Annotated in this window: 18 protein-coding genes; all 18 read right to left on the reverse strand. The window is 41.9% G+C overall.

The window, feature by feature from the left end:
• Positions 1 to 14 precede the first annotated feature (14 nt).
• On the reverse strand, positions 15 to 656 hold the full coding sequence (locus H8Z82_RS03760; protein ID WP_186994292.1) for a pilus assembly FimT family protein: 642 nt from the start codon (positions 654 to 656) through the stop codon (positions 15 to 17).
• 40 nt (positions 657 to 696) lie between these two features.
• Positions 697 to 3,228, reverse strand: a complete 2,532-nt coding sequence (locus H8Z82_RS03765; RefSeq protein WP_186994293.1) for a hypothetical protein — start codon at positions 3,226 to 3,228, stop codon at positions 697 to 699.
• A 17-nt stretch (positions 3,229 to 3,245) separates the two neighbouring features.
• Complete coding sequence (locus H8Z82_RS03770; RefSeq protein WP_207724612.1) at positions 3,246 to 4,727, reverse strand: type IV pilus modification PilV family protein; 1,482 nt, start codon at positions 4,725 to 4,727, stop codon at positions 3,246 to 3,248.
• Positions 4,728 to 4,873: 146 nt separating this feature from the next.
• Positions 4,874 to 5,806, reverse strand: coding sequence for a hypothetical protein (locus H8Z82_RS03775; protein WP_186994294.1), 933 nt, complete (start codon positions 5,804 to 5,806; stop codon positions 4,874 to 4,876).
• A 15-nt stretch (positions 5,807 to 5,821) separates the two neighbouring features.
• A complete protein-coding gene (gene pilM / locus H8Z82_RS03780) occupies positions 5,822 to 7,453 on the reverse strand; it encodes a pilus assembly protein PilM (protein ID WP_186994295.1) in 1,632 nt (543 codons plus the stop codon).
• 160 nt (positions 7,454 to 7,613) lie between these two features.
• The gene (locus H8Z82_RS03785) at positions 7,614 to 8,351 is read right to left on the reverse strand and encodes a prepilin peptidase (RefSeq protein WP_330607834.1); all 738 of its coding nucleotides are present in this window, start codon (positions 8,349 to 8,351) and stop codon (positions 7,614 to 7,616) included.
• A gap of 116 nt (positions 8,352 to 8,467) precedes the next feature.
• Positions 8,468 to 8,941: a type IV pilin protein gene (locus H8Z82_RS03790; RefSeq protein WP_186994297.1), complete on the reverse strand. Its 474-nt coding sequence runs from the start codon at positions 8,939 to 8,941 to the stop codon at positions 8,468 to 8,470.
• 90 nt (positions 8,942 to 9,031) lie between these two features.
• Positions 9,032 to 9,580: a type II secretion system protein gene (locus tag H8Z82_RS03795; RefSeq protein ID WP_186994298.1), complete on the reverse strand. Its 549-nt coding sequence runs from the start codon at positions 9,578 to 9,580 to the stop codon at positions 9,032 to 9,034.
• 1,315 nt (positions 9,581 to 10,895) lie between these two features.
• Complete coding sequence (locus H8Z82_RS03800) at positions 10,896 to 12,110, reverse strand: type II secretion system F family protein (RefSeq protein ID WP_186994299.1); 1,215 nt, start codon at positions 12,108 to 12,110, stop codon at positions 10,896 to 10,898.
• Between the two features lie 67 nt (positions 12,111 to 12,177).
• Positions 12,178 to 13,281, reverse strand: a complete 1,104-nt coding sequence (locus H8Z82_RS03805; protein ID WP_019161923.1) for a type IV pilus twitching motility protein PilT — start codon at positions 13,279 to 13,281, stop codon at positions 12,178 to 12,180.
• A 49-nt stretch (positions 13,282 to 13,330) separates the two neighbouring features.
• On the reverse strand, positions 13,331 to 15,025 hold the full coding sequence (locus H8Z82_RS03810; RefSeq protein ID WP_186994300.1) for a GspE/PulE family protein: 1,695 nt from the start codon (positions 15,023 to 15,025) through the stop codon (positions 13,331 to 13,333).
• Positions 15,026 to 15,331: 306 nt separating this feature from the next.
• Positions 15,332 to 17,239 carry a C40 family peptidase gene (locus H8Z82_RS03815; protein ID WP_243176386.1) on the reverse strand — a complete coding sequence of 636 codons (1,908 nt, stop codon included), beginning with the start codon at positions 17,237 to 17,239 and terminating at the stop codon, positions 15,332 to 15,334.
• A 296-nt stretch (positions 17,240 to 17,535) separates the two neighbouring features.
• Entirely contained in the window at positions 17,536 to 18,111 is a 576-nt protein-coding gene (locus H8Z82_RS03820) for a zinc dependent phospholipase C family protein (RefSeq protein ID WP_019161927.1), read from the reverse strand.
• Positions 18,112 to 18,372: 261 nt separating this feature from the next.
• Positions 18,373 to 18,603: a hypothetical protein gene (locus tag H8Z82_RS03825; RefSeq protein WP_044997246.1), complete on the reverse strand. Its 231-nt coding sequence runs from the start codon at positions 18,601 to 18,603 to the stop codon at positions 18,373 to 18,375.
• 55 nt (positions 18,604 to 18,658) lie between these two features.
• Positions 18,659 to 18,916, reverse strand: coding sequence for a hypothetical protein (locus H8Z82_RS03830; protein ID WP_186994302.1), 258 nt, complete (start codon positions 18,914 to 18,916; stop codon positions 18,659 to 18,661).
• A gap of 224 nt (positions 18,917 to 19,140) precedes the next feature.
• Positions 19,141 to 20,553 (reverse strand): amidophosphoribosyltransferase, encoded by a 1,413-nt coding sequence (locus H8Z82_RS03835; protein ID WP_186994303.1) that lies wholly within the window; start codon positions 20,551 to 20,553, stop codon positions 19,141 to 19,143.
• A gap of 338 nt (positions 20,554 to 20,891) precedes the next feature.
• Positions 20,892 to 22,121 (reverse strand): tyrosine-type recombinase/integrase, encoded by a 1,230-nt coding sequence (locus H8Z82_RS03840; RefSeq protein WP_186994304.1) that lies wholly within the window; start codon positions 22,119 to 22,121, stop codon positions 20,892 to 20,894.
• 99 nt (positions 22,122 to 22,220) lie between these two features.
• A complete protein-coding gene (locus H8Z82_RS18030; RefSeq protein WP_408609999.1) occupies positions 22,221 to 22,334 on the reverse strand; it encodes an excisionase in 114 nt (37 codons plus the stop codon).
• Between the last annotated feature and the right edge of the window lie 5 nt (positions 22,335 to 22,339).

The raw sequence follows: 22,339 nt of genomic DNA on the forward strand, positions 1-22,339 counted from the left end.
CTTATACTCAATTATCAGCTTGTTTCTCCTGCCGTTATTTTATATTTTCCGGTATCCTGCATCAACGTAATTGTCCTGGTACGTGAACCACCCTTTACTACTATCTTACTGCAAACCTGATCTTCACCCAACTGCATTCCTGACAAATATGAATCATCTCCATTCTGCTTCTTAACTTTAGTTAAAACCGGAAATCCTTCCCAGCCATCTGTCTTCATAAGTGGCAAAAATTTTCCCGTTGCACGATCATAGGTGATTACAATAGCATTAGATTTATTATTATTTCTGTTATCCAGAAATTTCTCCTGCCCACCTACAAAATAGGAAATGCTGGTTTTTGCAGGTGCAATTTTCTCTTCATCCTGATCAGTCTTTATAATATCATCACCATTTTCTTCGATTTTACCTCTATCCAGAATATAACTGATGTAATAGCCATCATTAGGACGATATTCCAGTTTCATGGCTCCCACCAGTCGGCTGGAAGCCTCTATTTTAGTCTTATCCAAGGCAGCTCCAATAGAATTGGCTGCTCTCTGTACACGAAAACCCAGAATAGAATTTAGGGACGGAACAATAATTGCCAGAAGCAATGCAAAAATAGAAAGAACAACAATTAATTCTATCAGTGTAAAACCACTATTTTTTTTCTTCATGCCCTGCTCCTCCTCCCTTCATATGATAATTTTCCAGGCACTATTGTTTTTTCCAGTTCTGATAAAATACATAATCTGAAAGATCCAACACATCTGAGGAATCCTTTCCACTGGTATTGTCATCCGAAGAACTGTTTCCCCGCACATAATCATCTCCATTCCAGAAGAAATCCTGTGGTTTCAGATCAGAATTTTCGCCCATCTGCATCTGGAATACATTTGCCGCCTCAATCGGAGAAGCCTGCAATGACGAACCAGAATTCAAAATAATTTTTCCTTTGGCCATAATGATTCCCTGAAATTGTACTCCTTTTTGAATTTCCACATCACCGGTACAGATTACCAGACGCAATTCTTCCTGAAGATCAGACGTAATCTCTAATGTATTTTTTCCTTCATTATTACACATAATTACCTTAGGCCTTTGTCCTGAATCAGCTTCTGGATATACACATTTTTGTCCATCCTCAGAATCAGGATATTCTTTCTTCAGGTAATCTCTCATTTTCTCTTCATTAACCAAATTATCAAACACACTGCGATTGTATGCTGCTTCATTATGCGAACCACCTGGTGCATTGGAATCCGGTTTCTCACGGTTTAAATAAGTTTCGCCCCAATTGGTTACCATTTTCCTGTTTAAAGCATACCACATCAGTCGATATACTACAGACTTGTTTTTTAACTCAGCAGAAGTATTACTGTCAACAGGATTATATAATTCTCCCTGTCTGATTTCATCCTTGGTTCCATAAGACAAAAGATTGCCATTTGTGATATATCTCACATAAGCTTCTTCATCGTTCACCTTTATACCAGAATTAAAATCACTAAAATAAAAGGAAAAATAATTATCCATATTTGTTTTCATATTACCATTATTCTGATAATAAAACTGCATGTATTTCGATGCATTTGTATCGTTTGTATTTGTGGCATCTGCTGCAAAATTCAAATAAAAATAAGCATAAGTGCCACTTCCAGGAGCCGGATAAAGTACTTTCTGCACTGGATCAGTCTTATTAATTTCAATTCCCAGCCCAGCCAGATCATTCAGAGTTTTACCTCCCCATGCCTGAACCGGCTCATTCCACTTTACCGGAACATGGGCAGATGATAAAATGCTATTTGTTTTATTCTCATCCGTTACCTCTACAGGGTTAGTAAAACCATCAACATCAAACTCATCCCCCAAAATTTCAGACGGTGCAAGATAAGCCAGCTGAGATCCCTTTACTGTAACACTTTCCCCAGTAACCACATCACTATTACTGTTAGTTGATATATAGCTTTTTCCAGATAGTTCCATTTTCTGTACCTTCGAAATATCTAAAGTAGCATTTTTTCCATTAATAATGATAGAACTACTCAGATCTGAGGTAAAATAAGAATCTGGTTCCTGATCTGTATACTGTTTATAATATTCTTCTTTACTATATTCTGAGTTTGTTTTCAGTTCTTCTACTGACGCTTCAGATCCATATCCATAATAGTTCCCCTCAATATCTACATAGGCATTACTTCCCGAAGCAATTGTAAGATCATCTGCTACATAACTTGTTCCAAGAAGCTTAACATTGGCTGACTTGTCAACAGAGGACCCAACTGTAATGCCCCTTGTCCAGAAACCGACTCCGGAATTAATTTTCAGTGAACTGTGATCTACATTTACTTCTGCTCTGCTGACAAATTTTTCTCCTGATTCCACGTTAAGTTGAGCTCCACTCTTAATCCAAATGCTTGTCTTGTGTCCATAATCAGCTTTTGTATTACCATAATTGTTATTAATCTGATTGCAAATAGTATTATCCTGGATCAATCCTGCATAAATATTCCCTCTTAAAGTAATAGCATTGCTGTCATTTGGTGTACCAGTGTTGATAGTATCGGGCGATTCACACACAATACCTCCATTAGCAACCACAACCATACTCATCAAATCAGGCAATGTGGAGGAAGTAGGAAACTGCGCTTTCGGAGTACCCAAACTGATATCCGTCTTTATGATTGATGCCCTGCCCTTTGAATCAACATAAACTATTTTAAGATTTTTCAATATTATTCCACTGTTTTTACTGTCTATATACTCAATATGTGGAGCATTACTGGCTACCATAAGAGTTTCCCTTGATTCGTCAGTAAGAACATTTGATTTATTCAAATATTTTTCATTGTCAAAGATATTCGGATCATATTCTCCAGGAATTTCTGAAATTTTCAATGTTTCCTTAAGATACTTAATAAACAATTCCCTGTATTTATCCTGACGATCTGTATCCTGAGCATTGCCAGAACCACTATCTCTATCATAATTTTCCATAACCTCAGTAAATGCTTTTGACATTGCAGTTCCAACATCTTGCTGAAGACCGACCTTAATTTCCTCCAGTCCTTGCTCTGCAGTATAAAAACTGTCCTTTCCCTTCAAGTCTGTCACCTTCATATAGAAATTAGAAACAGAAATGTAAATGACTAATAGCCCTAAAATCATAACAAAGGAGACTGCAATGATCACAGTAAACAAAGAAAAGCCTTTATTCAATTGTCCTTTTATTCTTTTCTTACTTTCCATTCACTTCTCCTGTATAATCAATCCTCTTTTGCTCCATCTAATGTCACAACCAAATCCTCTTTTGGAAATCCCTTTGCCGCGGCACCAGACTTGTAAACCATTACTTTCGCCTTATAGATACGATCCTTTGCTTCTTTATTGTCCAGAGTATTGGCATCCAGTACTTTTACAGCTCCTGCATTTTTAACTATATGGGGTGGAATATTCAAATCCTGATACAACAAATTTACCTGATTATTAACCTTTTCATTATTGGCAATATTCCAACCCAGATTTGTACGAAGTTTTGTTACTCCAGGATACAAACTGGGATTTGTATACCAGTTTGTATGATTTTTCTGCTTCATAGTATCTTCTGTAACTGTAAGATTCATTTTGTATGCATTTTCCTTTTGGAAGAGATCTGAAATTTCTGTTTTCTGCTTTACCACAAACAAATTCACTGGATAATTGTTCTTATTTTCAAACTCAATCACATCTAAGGGCTTCATACTGCTTGTTGAATTATAGTTTGGATAATAAAAAATACATACATTTTTTAATTCCGAATCTGCCTCTGACCTGAAAATAGAAGATTCTGTTACTTTTATTTTCTGCTGAGGATAATTACTGTTCTCAATAGAAAAATCTTCACTGACATTCACAATTCCGCTGCTTTCCCTTTCCAGTTTTATAACCAGCCTTTTTTCAGAAGTTTGATAAATCTCTTGAATGGCATCCTCTGTCAATGGAAGGTTGTTTTCATCTCTTACATCACTGAATTGTTCACTGAATTCTTTAAAGTATTGATTTTCTTTCAACGTAATCAGCGCATCTGTTTTCGTATTCAGTTTTACAATATTAGGTACTTCATAATCATTTTTCAGATCACTTTGTACACTGCTGGCTTCCTTATATCCAGCGCTCTGGCTTCCATCAAATTTAATCAACGCATCATAGGAATTATTGGAATCCAATCCACTTTTTATATTCGTCAGTTCAAAATAATACTTTGAAGAATCGGTTCCTTTTTTGCGCGGATTAAACTTATAGGTAATTCCACCATCTTTTGAAATTACAGATGCTGTCACAACAGAAACCAGTTCATTATATGTAAGCTCCGAATCAGACTCCCTATTATACAATCTTACAGGTGAATAACTACCATCTGACGCTGGCAATACTTCTTTTACCTGCATTGCTCCACTATTATATTCGCCTAATTGCGGACTCAGAAAAGAAAGCCGCATGGCAGTTCTGCCAGTGGAAATATCTTTATAAACAGGATAATTAAAAGCCAGCGAAACATCTACAAAGTCTTTAGCCTTCACTTCTTCCATAATATTCTGTGCAACTGTAGTAGCTTCCAGATATACGTTGGATTTTTTATTTATCCTGCTTGATGTTACAAAGCTCTGTAAAAATACTGCCGCTGTAATTACAAAAATACTGACTGCCACAATCACTTCAATCAGTGTCATTCCTGCATTAGAATTTTTCTTTTTTGCAGTTTCTATCATGACAGTACTCCTTTCTGCTTAATTCTCGTCTATGGGGATAGCCTTAATTCACATTCATTGCAAAAATTTTAATCAGACACTTCTCCTTTAAAGCACAGATAGACAGTTAGAGGGGCATCCAACATCCCCTCTAACTAATTATGGCTCTATTGCTTCTGTACAGAATTATCTGTCGGATTTTCACTGCCAGTCTCCTGGGAAGCCTGATCTGTTGTCTGACTGTCCGTTTCCTGTGTCTGAGCTTTTTTAGCCTTATTTGTGTTCTTTTTCTTTGATTTTTTTGACTGCTCTATTGTTCCGAAAATATTATCTGTTCCATAAGATACAGATCCTGCATCCGGTTCGGAATAAGTATTTCCCGTTCCAGTCATGGAAAACATATTTACTACAATAGTTCCTGTAAGATTCCCGGTCGTTGAATCAAAAGAAGCACTTACATTATCCAGAGTCATTCGTCCGGTCTGATCTGCTAGATAAGAAACTGCATCCTTCAGGCTGGCATAAGTTCCCGTAAACTGCATGGAATTTTGTGTTCGATAAAGTACAGGATTCTGCGAAATAGCATTCTGATTTGCCACTTCTGCATCAGAAGCATTCTGCAACTCCTGTTCTTCTTGAGTATTTGTGCCCTCTATATCATCAATCTGTGACTGTGTCTGGGCATTCGCCTGTTCAGACAATGTTTCATCTGCTACATTAACCAAATCACCTTCCGTACCTCCATCCAAAGATGCGACAAAAGATTTCTCCCCCAGCCCCACATTGGAAATCTCCATGTCAAGCGTGTTCTCCATATTCTGAGCAAGAACAATCCCATCCTCAGCCTTAACATCGGCAGGAAAATTACTAGAATATTTATTAAGTTCTTCCTCTATAGACTGAGTTTCACTAATATATTTATCCCTGTTTTCAGCTAATGAAAGAAGATCATTAAGTCTTGACTGCAAAGACGAATTTGACATCTGGATATTTTCTGCCTCTTCCATTTGAGGTTTATATCCAAACCAGAAACCACATACAAATAAAAGTACACCCAAAAACATCAGCAGGATTTTTTTTTCACGCATTGATAAATTCATGTCTCATCTGCCTCCTTATTCTGCGCTGGTATCCAAAGGTGCCGGATCTGCATAAGTACATGCCACACTCATAGAAACTGTTCCATCTTCACCCTGATCAATTCCTGTAGTAGTAACTGTAGCCAGACTGTCAAAAGTTCTAAGCTGCATAAGCGTATTTGCTGCTGCAGATTTGCTGGTCACACGCATGGAAAAACTTACCTGACTGCCAGTAGAATTAAAATTATCTATGGTAATGTCTGATGGCATTTTCTGTTCCATCTCCTCAATAAAATCTTTCAATCCCTCATTGGGAGTATTGGTGTATTTATACATATTTTCATAATTTTCATATTTCACTTTAGCCGCATTATATGCATTATAAATATCTTCAATAGAACTTTCCTCTGTGATACGCATATTCAGCCGGTCCTGAACTCTCTGCTGATATATTCGATTTGCAAAGCCGGTTGCTGTCAGCAGAACGCCTGCTATCGCTCCAACCACAAAAACAACAATAGCGCCACTTAAAGTTTCCTTGGTTTCTTTCTTCCTCCGGCCTACTTTCTCCATCAGGTTCAGTCCGGATTTCACAGGATCCATCACTGCAATATAAAGGAAAAGTCCTTCATGCTTGTTTGTATCAGGCACGGAATATCTGGTAATCTTTGTGAGAAGCTCCACCTTCTGCCCCAGTTCCTGAGTCAGAAGTTCTGTCAGCCCCTGTACCTGTCCGCCCAAGCCGCACAGAGCAATACTTTCAAAATTCACATCCCCATTTCTGGAAATATAATAGTCCATAATACGGGAAATATTTCCCACCAGATATCGAAGACTCTCTGTCACTTCACTTTTGACAGTATCAGGCTCCTCCCCGATCTGGCCGTCCAGGGAAGGATAGATCCATTTTTTCTCTGACAGAAGCTGCAGCGCGTCCTGAACCTCCAGCCTGTCCCCAAACTGTGGAAAGCTGCGGATCGTCTCCACTGCACTCTCTATACCATAATTAATATTTCTCTGGAAACTAAGCTTACCGTCCCTGATAATACTGATACCTGTATTCTCCAGCTCCACCTTGATCAGAATATGGGCACCGGAAGTATATTCCTCCTGCATAGTCTGATACACTGCATTTCCGGTATAGGTAATTCCCGCCAGATTCAGACCTGCACTCTGGGCAAACTCATAATAGGCAATGGAAATTGCCTTGGGAGATGCATACACCATCAGCCTGTACTGTCTCTCCTGGTCATCAGCCTTTTTCTGCTCAGCCTCCTCGCCCTTTTTACCCTTCTCTCCGGTAATTCCCAGAATAATATAGGACATCACATATTTTGTCACATCAATAGGAAAATAATCTGTTGCATTTGCTTCAATAATACTCTGAATCCGGCTTTTCTTTACCAACGGGATCTGTACCTCCCTGCTGGCAATCCTGGTAGAACTGGTAACAAACCAAGCCTTCTTTGTGCGGATTCCCCGCTCATTCAGCTGCTGCCTCAAAAGTTCCCCCAGACCTTTGGTATCTCGGATCTGTCCATCCTCCACAGATCCCTGGGGAACAGGTACGCAAAAACACTGAAGCATCCGTCCCTTACGTCCGGAAATCTCCACCTCTCCCACTCTGATCTGTGTACTCTCAGCCTCAATACTCAACAAACGTGCCATCCTAAGTTCCTCCATCCAAGTACTCACTTCAAGAATGCCGTCGACATTCTTGCTACGAAATACGCATCTCTGCAATCCTGCCGGAAGCAATAATATATTTTCAAATGCAAAAATACACTTCATCCAACGGAAATGTATTTTTGCAACTGAAAACAATGTGTCAAAGTCCCAGTAAGCCCAGATACCAGCCAATCCAGCTATTCCCCCACAAAGCCGCCAGCATCACGCCCACAGCCAGGTAAGGCCCCATAGCCAGAACCCGTCCGGCTCCCTGCACTTTAATGCGGATCATATGAACCACCGAACCCACAATACAGCCAACCAGAAAAGCCAGCAAAATCCGCTGCCATCCCAAAATCAGCCCACAGGCAAACATCATCTTCACATCACCGCCGCCAATAGCCGCACCGCCACTGACCAGATAAATCATCCCCAGCACCCCACTGACACAAACCATGCCAATCAAATGCCCAGCCAGACCACTCATCCCATCCAGCCCGGTAGCCACAACGCCCAGCGCAAACAAAAAAACATTGATCCCAAAAGGAATCTCAAAAGTCCTCCAGTCAATCACACTCAACACAATCAGAGCAGACCCCATCAGACAATAAACAAAACTCACAACATTCAGCCCATTCACAACACAAATCACTACATAGAGGATGCCATTGACACCCTCTATGATAGGATATTGCGCCGAAATCTTAGCCTTACAAAACCGGCACTTCCCGCCCAACACGATCCAGGAAACCACCGGAACCATATCAAACCACCGCAGCTTCCCATCACAAACCATGCAGTGCGAAGGCGCCACCACCACCGACTCCCCAAGGGGAAGCCGGTAAATGCAGACATTTAAGAAACTGCCGATGACAATTCCGAATATAAAAACAATCATGTATGGAACGAGTTCCAGGAAAGTTAGCATAGGGTTAATTCCTTTCAAAAGAAAAATATTAGGTCTTATATATAGTTTACTTTGTTTCTGCTTCTTTTTTCTTCTCCTAGTTATGGTTATGGTGTTGCTGGTTTTGTTTCTTCCTTATTGATATATTTTGCAAAATTCGTAGGTCCATAAGTTACAGTCACAGCACCTTCATCAGTAATATTAATAGTTGCTGTAGGATTTCCACCCCATTTAGCAGATTTCAATTTCATATTTTTATAATCTGGGCAAAACTCCCCTAGTGCTTTTACTATATCACCATTTTTGTCACCAGTTACAGCTGGTTCTCCTGTTCCAAGTGCGATAGTAGCACCTTTAATTTCTTTAATTTCATTTTCAGCATCAGCTGCATAAACCTGAACGGCTTTTACCATTTCATCCAAATTTGATGCATCAGCAGATTTTCTTGATTTTTCTACATACTTCGTGTACTGTGGTGCAAGTATACCAACTAAGATTGCCAGAATTGCAATAACAATTACAAGTTCAACTAATGTGAAACCTTTGTTATCTTTTTTCTTTCTGTTAAATAATTTTAACATATTACTATCTCCTTACTTTACAGTTCATCGAGATAGTAACTTTCATTAAGAAAACAAAGAATCATTATGTACTCATCGAAAAGCTAAAAACTATTTACTTGCCGTATCTTTAAGTGTAGTTGGATCATATGAAACTTTTACTGCACCAGTTGATGAAACCTCGCATGTTGCTTTAATAAATGCCCCTTTTCCATCTGATGCATCTTTACCTGTATGCCATGCTTTTGATTTCAATTTTGTAGTAGTCCATTCTGTTGAAGCATACTCTGTTAATGCTTTGTAAACTGCAACTTCCTTTGAATCTGTTGAAGTAGCATCAATTGCCTTTCCACCAACTTTAACAACAGTCTTTGCAGCATCAATTATAATCTCAATTTTTGTATCTGCAATAGCACCATCTGCACCCGCAGTTACAGGAATAATGTCAGAATACGCTTCATCTGCTGTTGCAACCTTAATTGCGGACACAAGATTATCCAAATTGGAAACATCTGCTGCTTTTCTTGATTTCTCAACATACTTCGTATACTGTGGTGCAAGCAAACCAACCAAGATAGCTAGAATCGCAATAACAACAACCAGCTCAACCAGTGTAAATCCCTTATTATCTTTCTTCTTTTCTTTCAGAAATTTAAACATAACTCAATCTCCTTCAAAATTCATTCATTTCTATCGGATAGAGCCATATCATGAGAAAGACCCGGGATGTTCTGGCAGACCTGGCGATAACAGGTGACTGCAGACACAGAGTAACTCACATATTCAACTTTTCGATGAATACATAACTCTCCTGTTGCTTTCACCACGAATGTCACTATCCGATGATTGATTCAACGAGCGAGAACCCCATAGGGCTCTCCACCCCCCCCCTGAAAATTTCGGCCATCCGGAGTATCCAGAGGGGAGGGAGTTATGTTTATAAACTCGTTATTCAGTTTTCAAGTTACATAGCCTGGATAATTAAGTCAAGCGGATATTCGCAATCCGCTTCGCTACTTGCTCATAACCGAATAACTGCTCCGCAGTTTATCAGAAGGAGTTTGCACTCCTCCTGATACAGGCAAGTCCCCACCCACTGCTTATTGCTTTTCGCAATTGAAGCAGGGGACTTACTTGATTCGGTTAAATAATTAAATTTCCAGACAAAAAATTGATCCAAACCAGCCTACATCCACAATCGCCGATACCAGCTCCGAAATATAGATGTAGCCATCTATATTCACAGGAGTCTTAGTTATACCCAGCCTTTAAAAATCTACGTTATCCCCCGAAAGACCCACAGTTTAACAACAATGAGTCTGGGGTTTTCGGGGAATGCTTTTAGCAGATTTACAAATGCCCAGCATAACTGGCTCCGAAGCCGTAGACAAATACATCTATATCCCGGAGCGTCCACCCGACAACCAGATTCTAATTTAATTTGTTATTCTCAGTCTGATTCAGAAAAAACCACTCAATCCCGCTTTTCCAACGCGCCTCCTTTAATCTGAAGAAAAACCTGATTAACATGATTCTAAAAATATATGATGAACACAGCCCCTATGCCAGCTGTGTACCATCCCATCTTACCAGAAACTTTTACCGCGGTTCCCAATCGCCAACATAGCTTATCGGATATACACTATCCTTCACACTGCTTATGCATAACCAATACTGCTCTGCAGTTTGCCGATCATACAGTCGAAGCCACCAACGCACAGCTCCTGTCTGTATCTCTGTGCAGATATATCTGCAGGGGACCTAGTCATACTTGGCGTTTGGGAATCTGCGTTATCACCCCAAAAGTCCAACTGTCTGAGCGTCAGCGAGTTTTGGCTTTTGGGGTGATGCTTTTAGCAGATTTTCAAATGCCTAGCATGACTGTCCCCGAAGCCGTATCTGCACAGAGATACAGACAGGAGCGTCCCCTTATGTGCAAGCACAACAGCCACATCCTCGCAATCCGGGACTTTTATTATAGGTTATCTAATCCATTATACATCGACGCAATCGGCGAAATCACCGCAATCACCAAAGTCCCAATAATCAACGCCATAAACAAAATAATAATCGGCTCCATAGCCGCCAGCACACTCTGGGTAGTCATCTCCACCTCTTCGTCATAATAATCCGCCATCTTCTCCAGCATCTCCTCCACATTACCGGTCTCCTCACCGATCCCGGTCATATGATACACCATAGGAGGAAAAATCCCGGAAGCCTCCAGAGGCTCTGACAAAGGAACACCCTTCATAACCTCCTCACGGGCCTTCAGCATGGCATTGGTATAATGAATATTATTGACAATCTTCGAAGTAGTCTCCAAAGCATCAATAGTAGAAATACCCGACATAAGCAAAGTACTCATAGTTCTGGCAAACTGAGAACAGGCTGTTTTCACTGTAAGCTTCCCAAACAAAGGCATCTTCATCTTGATCCTGTCAATGGTCAGCCGCCCCTGTGTGGTCCTGTAGATCAGCTTATAAGCAGCCACAACCCCAACAATAATCGCCAGTACCACATACCAGTGTGAAGTCATCCACTTACTGCTGTTCATAACAAACATAGTAATCGCCGGCATCTCAATATCCAGATCCGCAAACATATCAATAAAGATAGGGATTACAAACAACAGCATAACTGCGATTACCCCAATGGCTGCGATTACCAGAATAATAGGATAAATAGTAGCCTTCTTAATGGTAGCCTTCAACTTTGCCTCTTTTTCAAAATGCACTGCCATCCTGGAGAAAGCCATCTCCAGACTACCGGACTGCTCACCTGCCTCCACCATATTCACCAGCATAGGAGGAAAAATATCCGGCTGGCTTCTCATGGAATCCGCCAGGGTATTACCCTTTTCCACATTCAGAAGCACCTCAGAGATGGCACGCTTCAGCCATTTATTCTCTGTCTGCTCGCTTAACATCTGCAAGGCTTCCTTCATAGGAACACCTGCCTGGGTAATACTGACAAACTGCCGGCAGAAAACACTCAGATCCCTGGGCTTAACCTTTTTCCCAATAGAGAAGTCAATCTCTTTGTTCAAAGCCCCCTGCTCCCTGACGGAAACAGGAATCAGACCCTCTGCCTTTAGCTGCTCCAATGCTCTCTCTCTGGTCTCAGCCTCCAGGCTTCCCCTTTTCTCTTTGCCTCTTTTATCTACTGCCACGTAGGAAAAACCGGGCATGCTCTCACCTCATTTATCTATAGTCACACAGATCCGGAGATCTGCATCCTTGTTACTTTTTTACAAACTAAAATATCTGTCCGTTAAAGCCTGTATCAAAGCCTGATCCGGCATCCAGATTTACCTTTCTGTTCATGCTTACAGGCTCCTGAGCGTAGGTCACTGCTGTATCTGCATCGATCACCTTCCGCATAAACAGATCATACAGGGCATCATCCATAGTCTGCATTCCGGCTCTTTTGTTGGTCTGCATAATGGATGGAATCTGGTAGGTCTTACTTTCCCTGATCAGGTTTCTCACCGCATTATTGGCAAAAAGCACCTCCAGGGCTGCCACACGGCCGCTGCCATCTGCCTTTTTCAACAGCTGCTGGGATACAATACACTCCAATACAGAAGCCAGCTGGATCCGTACCTGCTGCTGTTGGTTTGGTGGAAATACATCGATGATTCGGTCAATGGTTTTGTCTGCACCAATGGTATGAAGGGTGGAAAATACCAGATGACCGGTTTCTGCCGCTGTAATAGCAGTGGAAATGGTTTCCAGGTCTCGCATCTCTCCTACCAGGATCACATCCGGGTCCTCACGGAGAGCGGCTCTCAGTGCCTGAGCATAGTCTGTGGAATCGCTACCGATCTCCCTCTGGTTTACCACGGATTTGTCATGTCTGTGGAGGTATTCAATAGGATCCTCCAAAGTGATGATGTGGTAAGGATAGGTCCTGTTGATCACATGGATCAGGGAGGCCAGTGTGGTGGATTTACCGCTACCGGTAGGTCCTGTAACCAGTACCAGGCCACGTTTTCTGCTGGTCATTTCCACAACCTCTCTGGGGATTCCCAGATCCTCAGGCTCCGGAATATTGAAAGGCAGGCTTCGCATAACTGCTGCTAGCGTACCTCTCTGCTTAAAAACGTTCACGCGAAAACGACCTACCCCGGAAATGGCGTAGGCAAAGTCTGTCTGTCCGGTTTCCTCTAATTCCTCCCGGTGTCTTTTGTCTATAAGGGGCAGAAGGATGTCCTCCAGCATCTGTGGAGTCAGTCTCTCCCCCATAATAGGTGCCAGCACACCGTCCACACGGTAGCTGGGCGCCCGTCCCGAGGTGAAATGGATATCAGAAGCTCTCTCCTTTACAGACTGTATCAAAATTTCATTTAAGTCATACATGTTTTTTTGTCCTTATATTCAGGTTCCTGCCTGTGAGACAGGCATTCCCTTATTCGTAAGATGCCTTTAGCATCTCCTCAATGGAAGTAGTTCCATCCAGTACATAGCGGATACCATTTTGCCGGAGTGTGCGCATGCCACTTCGTTTGGCTGCCTCCTCCAGCTCCTCTGTGGTACCGTTCTCGGCAATCAGGTTACGGATTTCTTCATTGACCTCCATAATCTCAAATACACCGATTCGTCCGAAAAAGCCCGTATTGTTGCACAGCTTACAGCCTGCAGGCTCATAAATATTAACTTCCTGGTCTGTATTCTGTCTGAGGATACGCTTCTCCTCCTCGCTGGCCGGTCTCATTTTCCGACAGTGAGGGCAAAGCTTACGCACCAGTCGCTGGGCGATTACTCCCACTACAGAATCTGCGATCAGATATCTCTCCACTCCCATGTCTGCCATACGGTTCAGGGTACCCACTGCATTATTGGTATGTAAGGTGGATACTACCAGATGTCCGGTAATAGATGCCTGTACTGCAATCCCTGCTGTCTCCTGGTCACGGATCTCACCGATCATAATAATATCCGGGTCCTGACGGAGAATGGAACGAAGGGCTGAGGCAAAGGTCAGATCCACCTTATTGTTGACCTGGATCTGGTTGATTCCCTCAATATCTGCCTCTACAGGGTCCTCTACTGTAACAATATTGACTTCCTCCCTGTTCAGCTCACTGAGGGCTGTGTACAGGGTGGTGGACTTACCACTTCCGGTAGGCCCTGTAACAAAAATAATTCCAAAGGGGCTTGCCATCATATGGTCAAAACGTGCCATCTCATCCGGAGCAAGTCCCAGTTCCTTCTTATTTCTGGTAAGGTTCAGCTTGGAGGAGATTCGCATAACGATTTTCTCTCCGTGTACAGTAGGAATGGAGGAAATTCGGATATCATACTCCTGTCTGTCTACCACAATAGACATACGACCATCCTGAGGTTTCCTCTTCTCTGAAATGTCCATGCCTCCCATAATCTTAATACGGGTGGAAATAGCAGGCAGAAGGCTGTTATCGTAAACCATCCTCTCAAAAAGTGCACCGTCAATACGGTAGCGGACACGTACCTTGGACTCCAACGCTTCAATATGGATATCACTGGCTCTCTGTCGTACTGCCTGTTCGATCAGGGAACGGACCAGCTGTACAATCGGTGCATCGCTGACATCCGCATCTGCTTCATTTTCCTCAATATTGCCTCGCAGCTGTGCCCTCTCCTGGGTGAAACGTCTGGCAGCATCCATAGTCTCTGACGCACCGTAATGGCGGTCAATGGCAGCCAGAATATCTCTGGTGGTGGCGATGTAAGGCTCCACCTGAAGGTTGGTCACAATGGAAATATCATCAATAGCAGCCATATCCATAGGATCTGCCATAGCCAGATGGAGGATATTGGCATTGTAGGGATCCAGTTCAAAAGGAATACAGGTGTATTTCTTCATCAGATCCACACTGACCAGGTTCCGGACCTCCTTGGGGATGGTCACACCTGTAAGCTGGACTACCTTCAGTCCCAGCTGCATCTGAAGCGCACGGGCGATCATTTCCTCAGTGATAAATCCATTTTCCACCAGGATCTCACCGATCTTTTTGCCGCTTCCCTTCTGAAGCTGCAGGGCTTTTTTCAATTGTTCCTCTGTCAGGACATTCTGCTTTATGAGCAGATCGCCCAGACGCATTCTTTCACGTCTAAGTGCCATTTTTTCAGTCTCTTTTCCGGTATTTTCCCACATTAGCCGCCTGGCAGCTGACTTTCATTTATGGGTAATATCTATACTGCAGATATCTGTAATTACAAGTATAACAAGTTTATACCTAAGGTTAACAAAAATAGTACAATTTGTCAATATTTTTACCACAATTAGCACAGTTATACCTACTGTGAAGTTACTGTGAACGGAGCGAACAGTAACTTAAACACAAAAAGACACTTAGGGAATCCAGAGCTCTTTTTGCTGAATTCCTGATAAGTGTCTTTTATATTTTAGATTATACTCCGTCTGACATTACTTCGCCTTAAATATTGTCACATCACTCTTGGAGAGGTCAATGGTCTTTGGAAGGATGGAGGTCTTTTCCTCCTCTGTGCCGGATGTCAGTGTGGCAGTTCCGTCAGAAATTGTGTTGGATTTAATAGCATCCTGCAGGGTATTGTTTACCTTTACATCTGCAGTAAAGATATCACTGCCTGAACTGATGGCTGTGCTGCTGTTCTGCATTTCCTGAAGCTGTGCCTCTGTAGGATAGAAGGATGGCTGACGGATGTAACGGAAGCTTGCGCTATAGGCCTCGCCTACTGTAACTCCGTTCTTGCTGGAGGAGCAGTGTACTGCGATCCAGTCTCCTGCATCTGTTTTGCCACAAAGAATACCTACGTGGTTATCGCTGCCTGCCTCCGGTCCCTTCTGGAATACCAGGTCTCCAGGCTGTGCATCTGTCTCAGTGACCACATTTGCCTTCTCCCACTGGTCAGAGGTTCCGTCTCCTACTGCTGCCTGCATTGTCTGATCCTGGTAGCCATTGATCACTGCCCAGGTTACAAAACCGCTGCAGTCCAGGCCGTATGCACGGATGGTACCTGTACTCTTGCTGCCTTCTGCAGAAACCTTCTCAGCTGTACCCCAGCTTGGATCAGTGCCAATCTTTGTGGATTTACCGCCCCAGAAATATCCCACCTTACCTACCAGAGAGTAGGCTGAGGAGATTACATTTACACGTTCCTCGGACACATCATCCCCAACGCTCTCACGCACAAAGCCCTTGGCTGCTGTAACTACTGCACAGAGAAGCTCACAGTCTGTCTCCACATATTTTTTCAGAACCTTACGGTCCTTCTTGGAAATCTTATTCTTCTTAATATAGTAATTGATCTTACGGTTGCCGTATGTAACATGGGTAATGTTCTGCTTGTCCCTGACAACCGGGTTCATCTCTGCAAAAATCTTCGCCAGATCATCCTTGCAGGAACCATCCAGGGTAAATTCTGTTTTGCCTGCCTTGCTCTGCTGATAGATGTAGACTGCCAGGATATCCTGCCAGTTTCTCACCAGAAGGCTGTCTGCAGATGTGCTGATTCCGGATCCGGACAGATCGCTGGCATCGGAAAGCTTGTTTTTCTCCTTGTATTCCTTCTCAATGGAGTCCATAACTGCTGAGAAATCGTCGGAGAAGGTGAGATTGTAATTCTTCTTCAGGCTGTCCAGATAGAAATCCTTACCAGCATGGATATTGGATGCATAATATACAGGTGTGCCGGTAATACCTGTAGCTGTGGTGCTGTTATTATCGGAAAAATCGTTTTTCCCGCTGGCTTTATTCTCTTCTTCCTTTTTCTTCTCTGTTTCCAGAGTCTGAATGCGGGCTTCCATCTCAACCAGAAGATTATAGTTGGATACTTCTTTCTTCTCATCTTCAGTCAGAGCTTCATAAGCAGTACGTACGCTCTGCACCAGAGATTTCTTCTCCAAGGTGATTGTCTGAAGGTGAAGCTCATTGATACGGTCGATCACTGCCTTGGCATTGTCTGTGATCAGTGGTGCCGGTGTAGGTGTATTCGGAAGCGGCGTCACAGATGGCGCCGGTGTAGGCGTATCCGGAAGTGGTGTGACGGATGGTGCCGGTGTAGGTGTGTCCGGTGTCACTGTGGGCTCCGGGGCAGGTGTATCCGGCGTTACCGTAGGCTCTGGGGCAGGTGTGTCCGGGGTTACTGTAGGCTCCGGGGTTACAGGATCGGGCTGGGGTTCCGGTGTCGGAGTCTCCGGTGAACCGATATCCACTCCATCATCGCCGGATGAAAAATCATCGGAATAAGCGGTCACTGTCTCCTCTGCTGCCATAACTGAGACCGGTCCTGACAAAGTCATACCGGATGCCAGAGTCAGGCACAGGAACTTCATTAGGTATTTATTCTTCATATATTTAAAAGGCTCCCTTCTTTTCGCGAACATGTCTGTTATTTTCCCCGTTATCTTCGGCATGTGTAAACGGACCAAAGATCCGCTTTCGCTACTTCTTCATGAGCGCAATCAGGTCCGATCACGTTCAACTAATTCGGATTTATTCTAGCATATTCATTTTTGTAAATCAACCTTTGAGGAAAATATATCTTTTAGTTTTATTCAAATTTCATTTTTTCTTCACATTTCTTTCAGATTTTTTCAGATAAAAAAAGACAGCCCGGGCATTCTCTACCCTGAAAGCTGTCTGTTTTTTATGCTGCAAGATATTGCCGTCCTGTACCAAGCTGCACCAGGCCCTGAATCACCTGGAAGCACATGTTCAGGATAAAACGGATATCCTCCTCCACACAGCGGAGCTTGTTCAGATACCGTTCATGGGCTGATTCGATATAATCGATCAGCGTGGCAAAGGTATCAAATCGAATGGCCGGCTGCAGGTATCTGCAGGCCTCTCCTCCCTGTATGCAGGATTTGAGTTCATTTTTCAGCACCTTCTCATAATGATTGTGCTGGGCAAAACTGCCCGTATATGTTTTGTTATGAGGAAAGGTAAAATAATCCGCCATATAGTGAATCACTTCTCCGAAACGCCGCCAGTATACTCTCTCGTTGCTCTGCTCCGGTGTGGTATCAGCCAGCCGGCGCATGCTCTCCTTCACCTGGTCAAAGGTTGTAAAATACTCATGTCGTTTCGTTATAAAGGATGGTTTGATATCTGGAAGGATACTTCCCAGACAGAATGCTTTTCTGTGGGACTGCAGGCTGGAAGCTGCTGACATCTGGTCTGCGAGATATCTTGCAAGTAAAATATGTGATTTTTTACGCAATGTTTTCCTCTTTTCTTTCTGTAAAAGATCTGTCCTGTCATGTATACTGACAGTGACAATCACCTATAACCAACAGAATACACTATAGCAGATATCCATTGCTTATTCAATCCGTTTCGGAAAAATATTTCTAAAATATTTGTGAATTACTCGGTAACTGAATTACCAAAGCATCTGAATTAAGGCGGGATACCGCCTTTTTTCAGGGTGCATCCATGGCACCACTACTGTTTGCTCTTTAGAGCTATACAGCTACTTTTATTATTTCTGGGTCAGATCCATAAACTGGCCCAGCAGTTCCAGATCACTGGCCTTCACTTTCAGATTTGTCTCCAGTCTCTCACCCTCCGGAGTAACAAAGGCGATCTCCAGCACACTATCCTCTCTGATTCCTCTCTGGGATACTGCCCTGCAGAATGCCGGAAACTTGGGATGATTTCTCTTAAAAGTATTCCAGGCACCGGCAGCCTTCATCATATTACCTATATCCATAATTCTTTTGTCCTTTCCTGCTGTCAGGCAGTTTCTCTTTGAATACTGCGTATGGTCAGGATCTGACCATACAGCACAGCTGGGCGAATCTCTCATCTCTGGTGCGCATGCATGCTATGTAATCATCGATCACCCTGCGCACCTGATAGGGAATATCCAGCTTTTCATATCTTTGTTCCAGTTCCAGAAGATCTCTGTTATCCTGACAGATATATTCATCCTCTGTCTCCAGTTTTCTTGCCAGTTCCATGATTTTTTCAGCTTTTTCATCCATAATGTTCTCCTTGCGTTGATTTTCAATCTGTGCGTCCATACTAGTCTCCTTAGTTTCATAGAAAATTGGTAACTGCGCTTGTCCGGAAAAGAATTCCCGGCTGTGAATAAGCGCAGTTATATTGTGTGTATGTGTATTAACATCTATTATTTTATAAAGAGATACTCAGATTGTCAACGAAAACCGTACGACATAATGGTTGATAAATCGACATAGTTCGACTTTTTTCGCTCAAAAAATTCTGTTTTACATTCTCAGATGTCTTATTCCTTACCATTAAAACAATATGTACATACATTGCAGGGTTCAATTCCAATAGCTTCCAGAAGATCATCCAGTCTGTGATAGCGAAGAGTTGTAAAGTTCTGCATCTTGCAGATATCCTGTACCATCTGCTCGTATCTTTCTGTACAGGGGTCTGCATACTCATCCAGAATCTCCTGGGGACAGTTTGGACCTTCTCTTTTCTCAATCACCTGGCGGGCAATCAGTTCCATTTCGGATTTGGAGCGGGAGAAATTCAGGTATTTGCAGCCATACATAATTGGAGGGCAGGCAGGGCGGACATGTACTTCCTTTGCACCGCTTCTATAGAGAAATTCTGTTGTCTCACGGAGCTGAGTTCCACGCACAATGGAATCATCAATAAGAAGAAGTTTTTTGTCCTTGATCAGTTTGCGCACAGGGATCAGCTTCATCCTGGCGATCAGGTTACGCTGGTTCTGGTTGGTAGGCATAAAGGATCTTGGCCAGGTAGGTGTATATTTAATAAATGGTCTTGCATAAGGGATGCCGGATTCATTGGCATAGCCGATGGCATGTGCAATACCGGAGTCCGGAACACCTGCTATAATGTCCGGGTGAACGGAATCGCCGTCTCTTTTCGCAAGCATACTTCCACAGCGGTAACGCATATCTTCTACGTTCACGCCTTCGTAAGATGCTGTTGGGTATCCATAATAAACCCAGAGGAAAGAACAAATCTTCATTTTCTTTCCCGGTTCTACCAGAGTTTTCACACCGTCTGCTGTAACAAAAACGATCTCTCCGGGTCCCAGTTCCTTATAATCTTCATATCCCAGATTAATATAGGCATGGCTTTCAAAAGACAGACAATAAGAACCTTCTTTGTGACCGATCTCAATAGGAGTTCTGCCCATTTTGTCACGGGCTGCATAGATTCCGTCTTTTGTCATAAGAAGCAGTGACATGGAACCATCAATCCGCTCCTGTACATACTGGATTCCTTCTACAAAATTATCTTTTTCGCAGATCATGGCTGCGATCAGCTCTGTTACATTGACAGTTCCGTTGGTCATTTCCTGGAAATGTACCTTGGTGTTATCATACATCCACTGCAAAAGTTCATCATAATTGTTAATCTTTCCCACAAAAGTAAGGGCAAAACTTCCAATCCTGGAATTAAACAGAAGTGGCTGGGGTTCATAATCGGAAATACATCCAATTCCCATGTTTCCCCTCATGGTTCCCACTTCTCCGTCAAATTTCGTACGGAATGGTGTATTCTCAATGTTATGGATGGCGCGGTCAAAGCCCTGCTCTCCATATACAGCCATACCGCCACGGCGGGTACCCAGATGGGAATGATAATCCACTCCGTAAAAAAGTTCCAGTACGCAATCTTCTTTTGATGCTACTCCAAAAAATCCGCTCATAATGCGCTCCTCTCTGTTTCCATAATCTTTATTAGTATAGCATACTGCTTCTGATAATTTCAAGCACTGCAAGAAATCCTATCTATAGCAATCCTTCTGATACAAGCAAGTTCCCACCCACTACTTATTGCTTTTCGCAACCCCCGCAGGAGACTTACTTAATTCGATTAAATCTCACTGAAATCCGGTGTTCCGTACAGGTCGAATGGAGTTGACTGGTAGACGTAGTAATTATCAAAAGTCATACTCTTTTCACCTCTCAAAACGTTGATTTCTCGGTACTTTCCGAGATTTTATACACCAAATATTTTATATAATACCCCATATATACCCCATTTTCAAGCACCGAATTGAATGATTTTTTTAGTTACTGATGAAGAATTGGTTTTCTCTAATCCAATGGTATCTTCCAGTAGTTTCATATCATCAACTTTCTTCTTATCCAAAACACTTGTGTATAAATCCATAGTCATCTGTAAAGAAGCGTGTCCAAGATATGATTGTACTGTCTTTGGTGGGATTCCTGCTTCAAAACAGCGTGTAGCAAATGTGTGTCTAAATGTATGACCTGAGAATTTCTCCATTGCATCCAGTGGATCTTTTGTAAGATTGATTTCGTCTATAATTTTGCCAATTGCTTGAAGATATAACTGAGAGTTTAATGGTGTTCCAAATTTTGTGGTAAATAATAAATCTGGAAGATCAAGCTTTCCTTTATAAGGAGAGTTATCGCATATAATTTTATGAAGTATAATTTGTTCCTGTAAAGCTCCCCTACAGAATGAATTAATAGGCACTGTTCTATAACTTGATTTTGTTTTAGGTGGATCAATATGAAATTCTTTCTGTGTATCTCCATCCAGTTTTTGATATAATAGAGTCTTATTTACCTTGATTTCATTTTTCTCAAAGTCAATATCATCTTCTGTCAGTGCAAATAACTCGCCTGGACGTAATCCAGTATTTATGGCAACCACAAATAGATTGTTATAAAAAGTACCTGCACTACATTCAAAGAAATCTGCCTGATCTTCTCTTGTAAGTGCTTTTGGTTCATTTTGCGGTTTATTAACTGGCAGCCTTACTCCTTTTGCAGGATTCTTTACGAGAAAGTCATCTTCCATAGCTCTATTTAGCATATCAACAAGAAGTATCCTTATTTTATTTAAAGTTTCCCACTGATATCCTTTGGCATGTACTTGATTAATAGTATCAGTTATCATTAACTTTGTAATATCTGTTAATTTCTTATTCCCTAAATATGGCTGAATATGTTTTGTATATACTGTTTCATAGTGTTTTTTAGAATTAATTCTGATAACAGGAATTTTATATACTTTCATCCATTTTTCATACCATTGGTCAAGTGTTGTGCTTGGTTCAACAACATTTCTCATTCTTTCATTGTCTGCGACTGCTAAAGCCAGTTTATTTTTCACTTCTTTCAGTGTAGAGCCATATACTTCCCTTCTCCTTCCAAATCTATCTTCAAATCTGCCTGAATATTTACCATCTTTTCTTTGACGGATTCCCTTGCCTAACTCTTTACCTTTTAAATCTTTTCCCATTGATACATCTCCCTTTTCTATATAAGTAAATGTATAATAGGTTAAAATTTCACATTTATATCCTACCATACACTCTGTTAAATATCAACTTTTCACATATTACAAATAAGTAATACTGTCTAAATATTTTTCAAATGCAACTCTTTTGATGATTGCTTTTTTCCCAATATAAATAACAAAATTACATCTTTCTTCTTTTATTAATTCACGAATTTTAT

The sequence above is a fragment of the Blautia difficilis genome (assembly GCF_014297245.1).
In the GTDB taxonomy this organism is placed as follows: Bacteria; Bacillota; Clostridia; order Lachnospirales; family Lachnospiraceae; genus Blautia_A; species Blautia_A difficilis.

Coding starts and splice junctions, on each gene's coding strand:
- H8Z82_RS03825 (WP_044997246.1), bottom strand. CDS start 18,603: ATGGATATAGGTAATATGATGAAGGCTGCCGGTGCCTGGAATACTTTT.
- H8Z82_RS03760 (WP_186994292.1), bottom strand. CDS start 656: ATGAAGAAAAAAAATAGTGGTTTTACACTGATAGAATTAATTGTTGTT.
- H8Z82_RS03770 (WP_207724612.1), bottom strand. CDS start 4,727: ATGATAGAAACTGCAAAAAAGAAAAATTCTAATGCAGGAATGACACTG.
- H8Z82_RS03800 (WP_186994299.1), bottom strand. CDS start 12,110: ATGCCCGGTTTTTCCTACGTGGCAGTAGATAAAAGAGGCAAAGAGAAA.
- H8Z82_RS03810 (WP_186994300.1), bottom strand. CDS start 15,025: ATGGCACTTAGACGTGAAAGAATGCGTCTGGGCGATCTGCTCATAAAG.
- H8Z82_RS03775 (WP_186994294.1), bottom strand. CDS start 5,806: ATGAATTTATCAATGCGTGAAAAAAAAATCCTGCTGATGTTTTTGGGT.
- H8Z82_RS03785 (WP_330607834.1), bottom strand. CDS start 8,351: ATGATTGTTTTTATATTCGGAATTGTCATCGGCAGTTTCTTAAATGTC.
- H8Z82_RS03835 (WP_186994303.1), bottom strand. CDS start 20,553: ATGAGCGGATTTTTTGGAGTAGCATCAAAAGAAGATTGCGTACTGGAA.
- H8Z82_RS03805 (WP_019161923.1), bottom strand. CDS start 13,281: ATGTATGACTTAAATGAAATTTTGATACAGTCTGTAAAGGAGAGAGCT.
- H8Z82_RS03830 (WP_186994302.1), bottom strand. CDS start 18,916: ATGGACGCACAGATTGAAAATCAACGCAAGGAGAACATTATGGATGAA.
- H8Z82_RS03815 (WP_243176386.1), bottom strand. CDS start 17,239: ATGAAGAATAAATACCTAATGAAGTTCCTGTGCCTGACTCTGGCATCC.
- H8Z82_RS03790 (WP_186994297.1), bottom strand. CDS start 8,941: ATGTTAAAATTATTTAACAGAAAGAAAAAAGATAACAAAGGTTTCACA.
- H8Z82_RS03840 (WP_186994304.1), bottom strand. CDS start 22,121: ATGGGAAAAGATTTAAAAGGTAAAGAGTTAGGCAAGGGAATCCGTCAA.
- H8Z82_RS03765 (WP_186994293.1), bottom strand. CDS start 3,228: ATGGAAAGTAAGAAAAGAATAAAAGGACAATTGAATAAAGGCTTTTCT.
- pilM (WP_186994295.1), bottom strand. CDS start 7,453: ATGGCACGTTTGTTGAGTATTGAGGCTGAGAGTACACAGATCAGAGTG.
- H8Z82_RS03795 (WP_186994298.1), bottom strand. CDS start 9,580: ATGTTTAAATTTCTGAAAGAAAAGAAGAAAGATAATAAGGGATTTACA.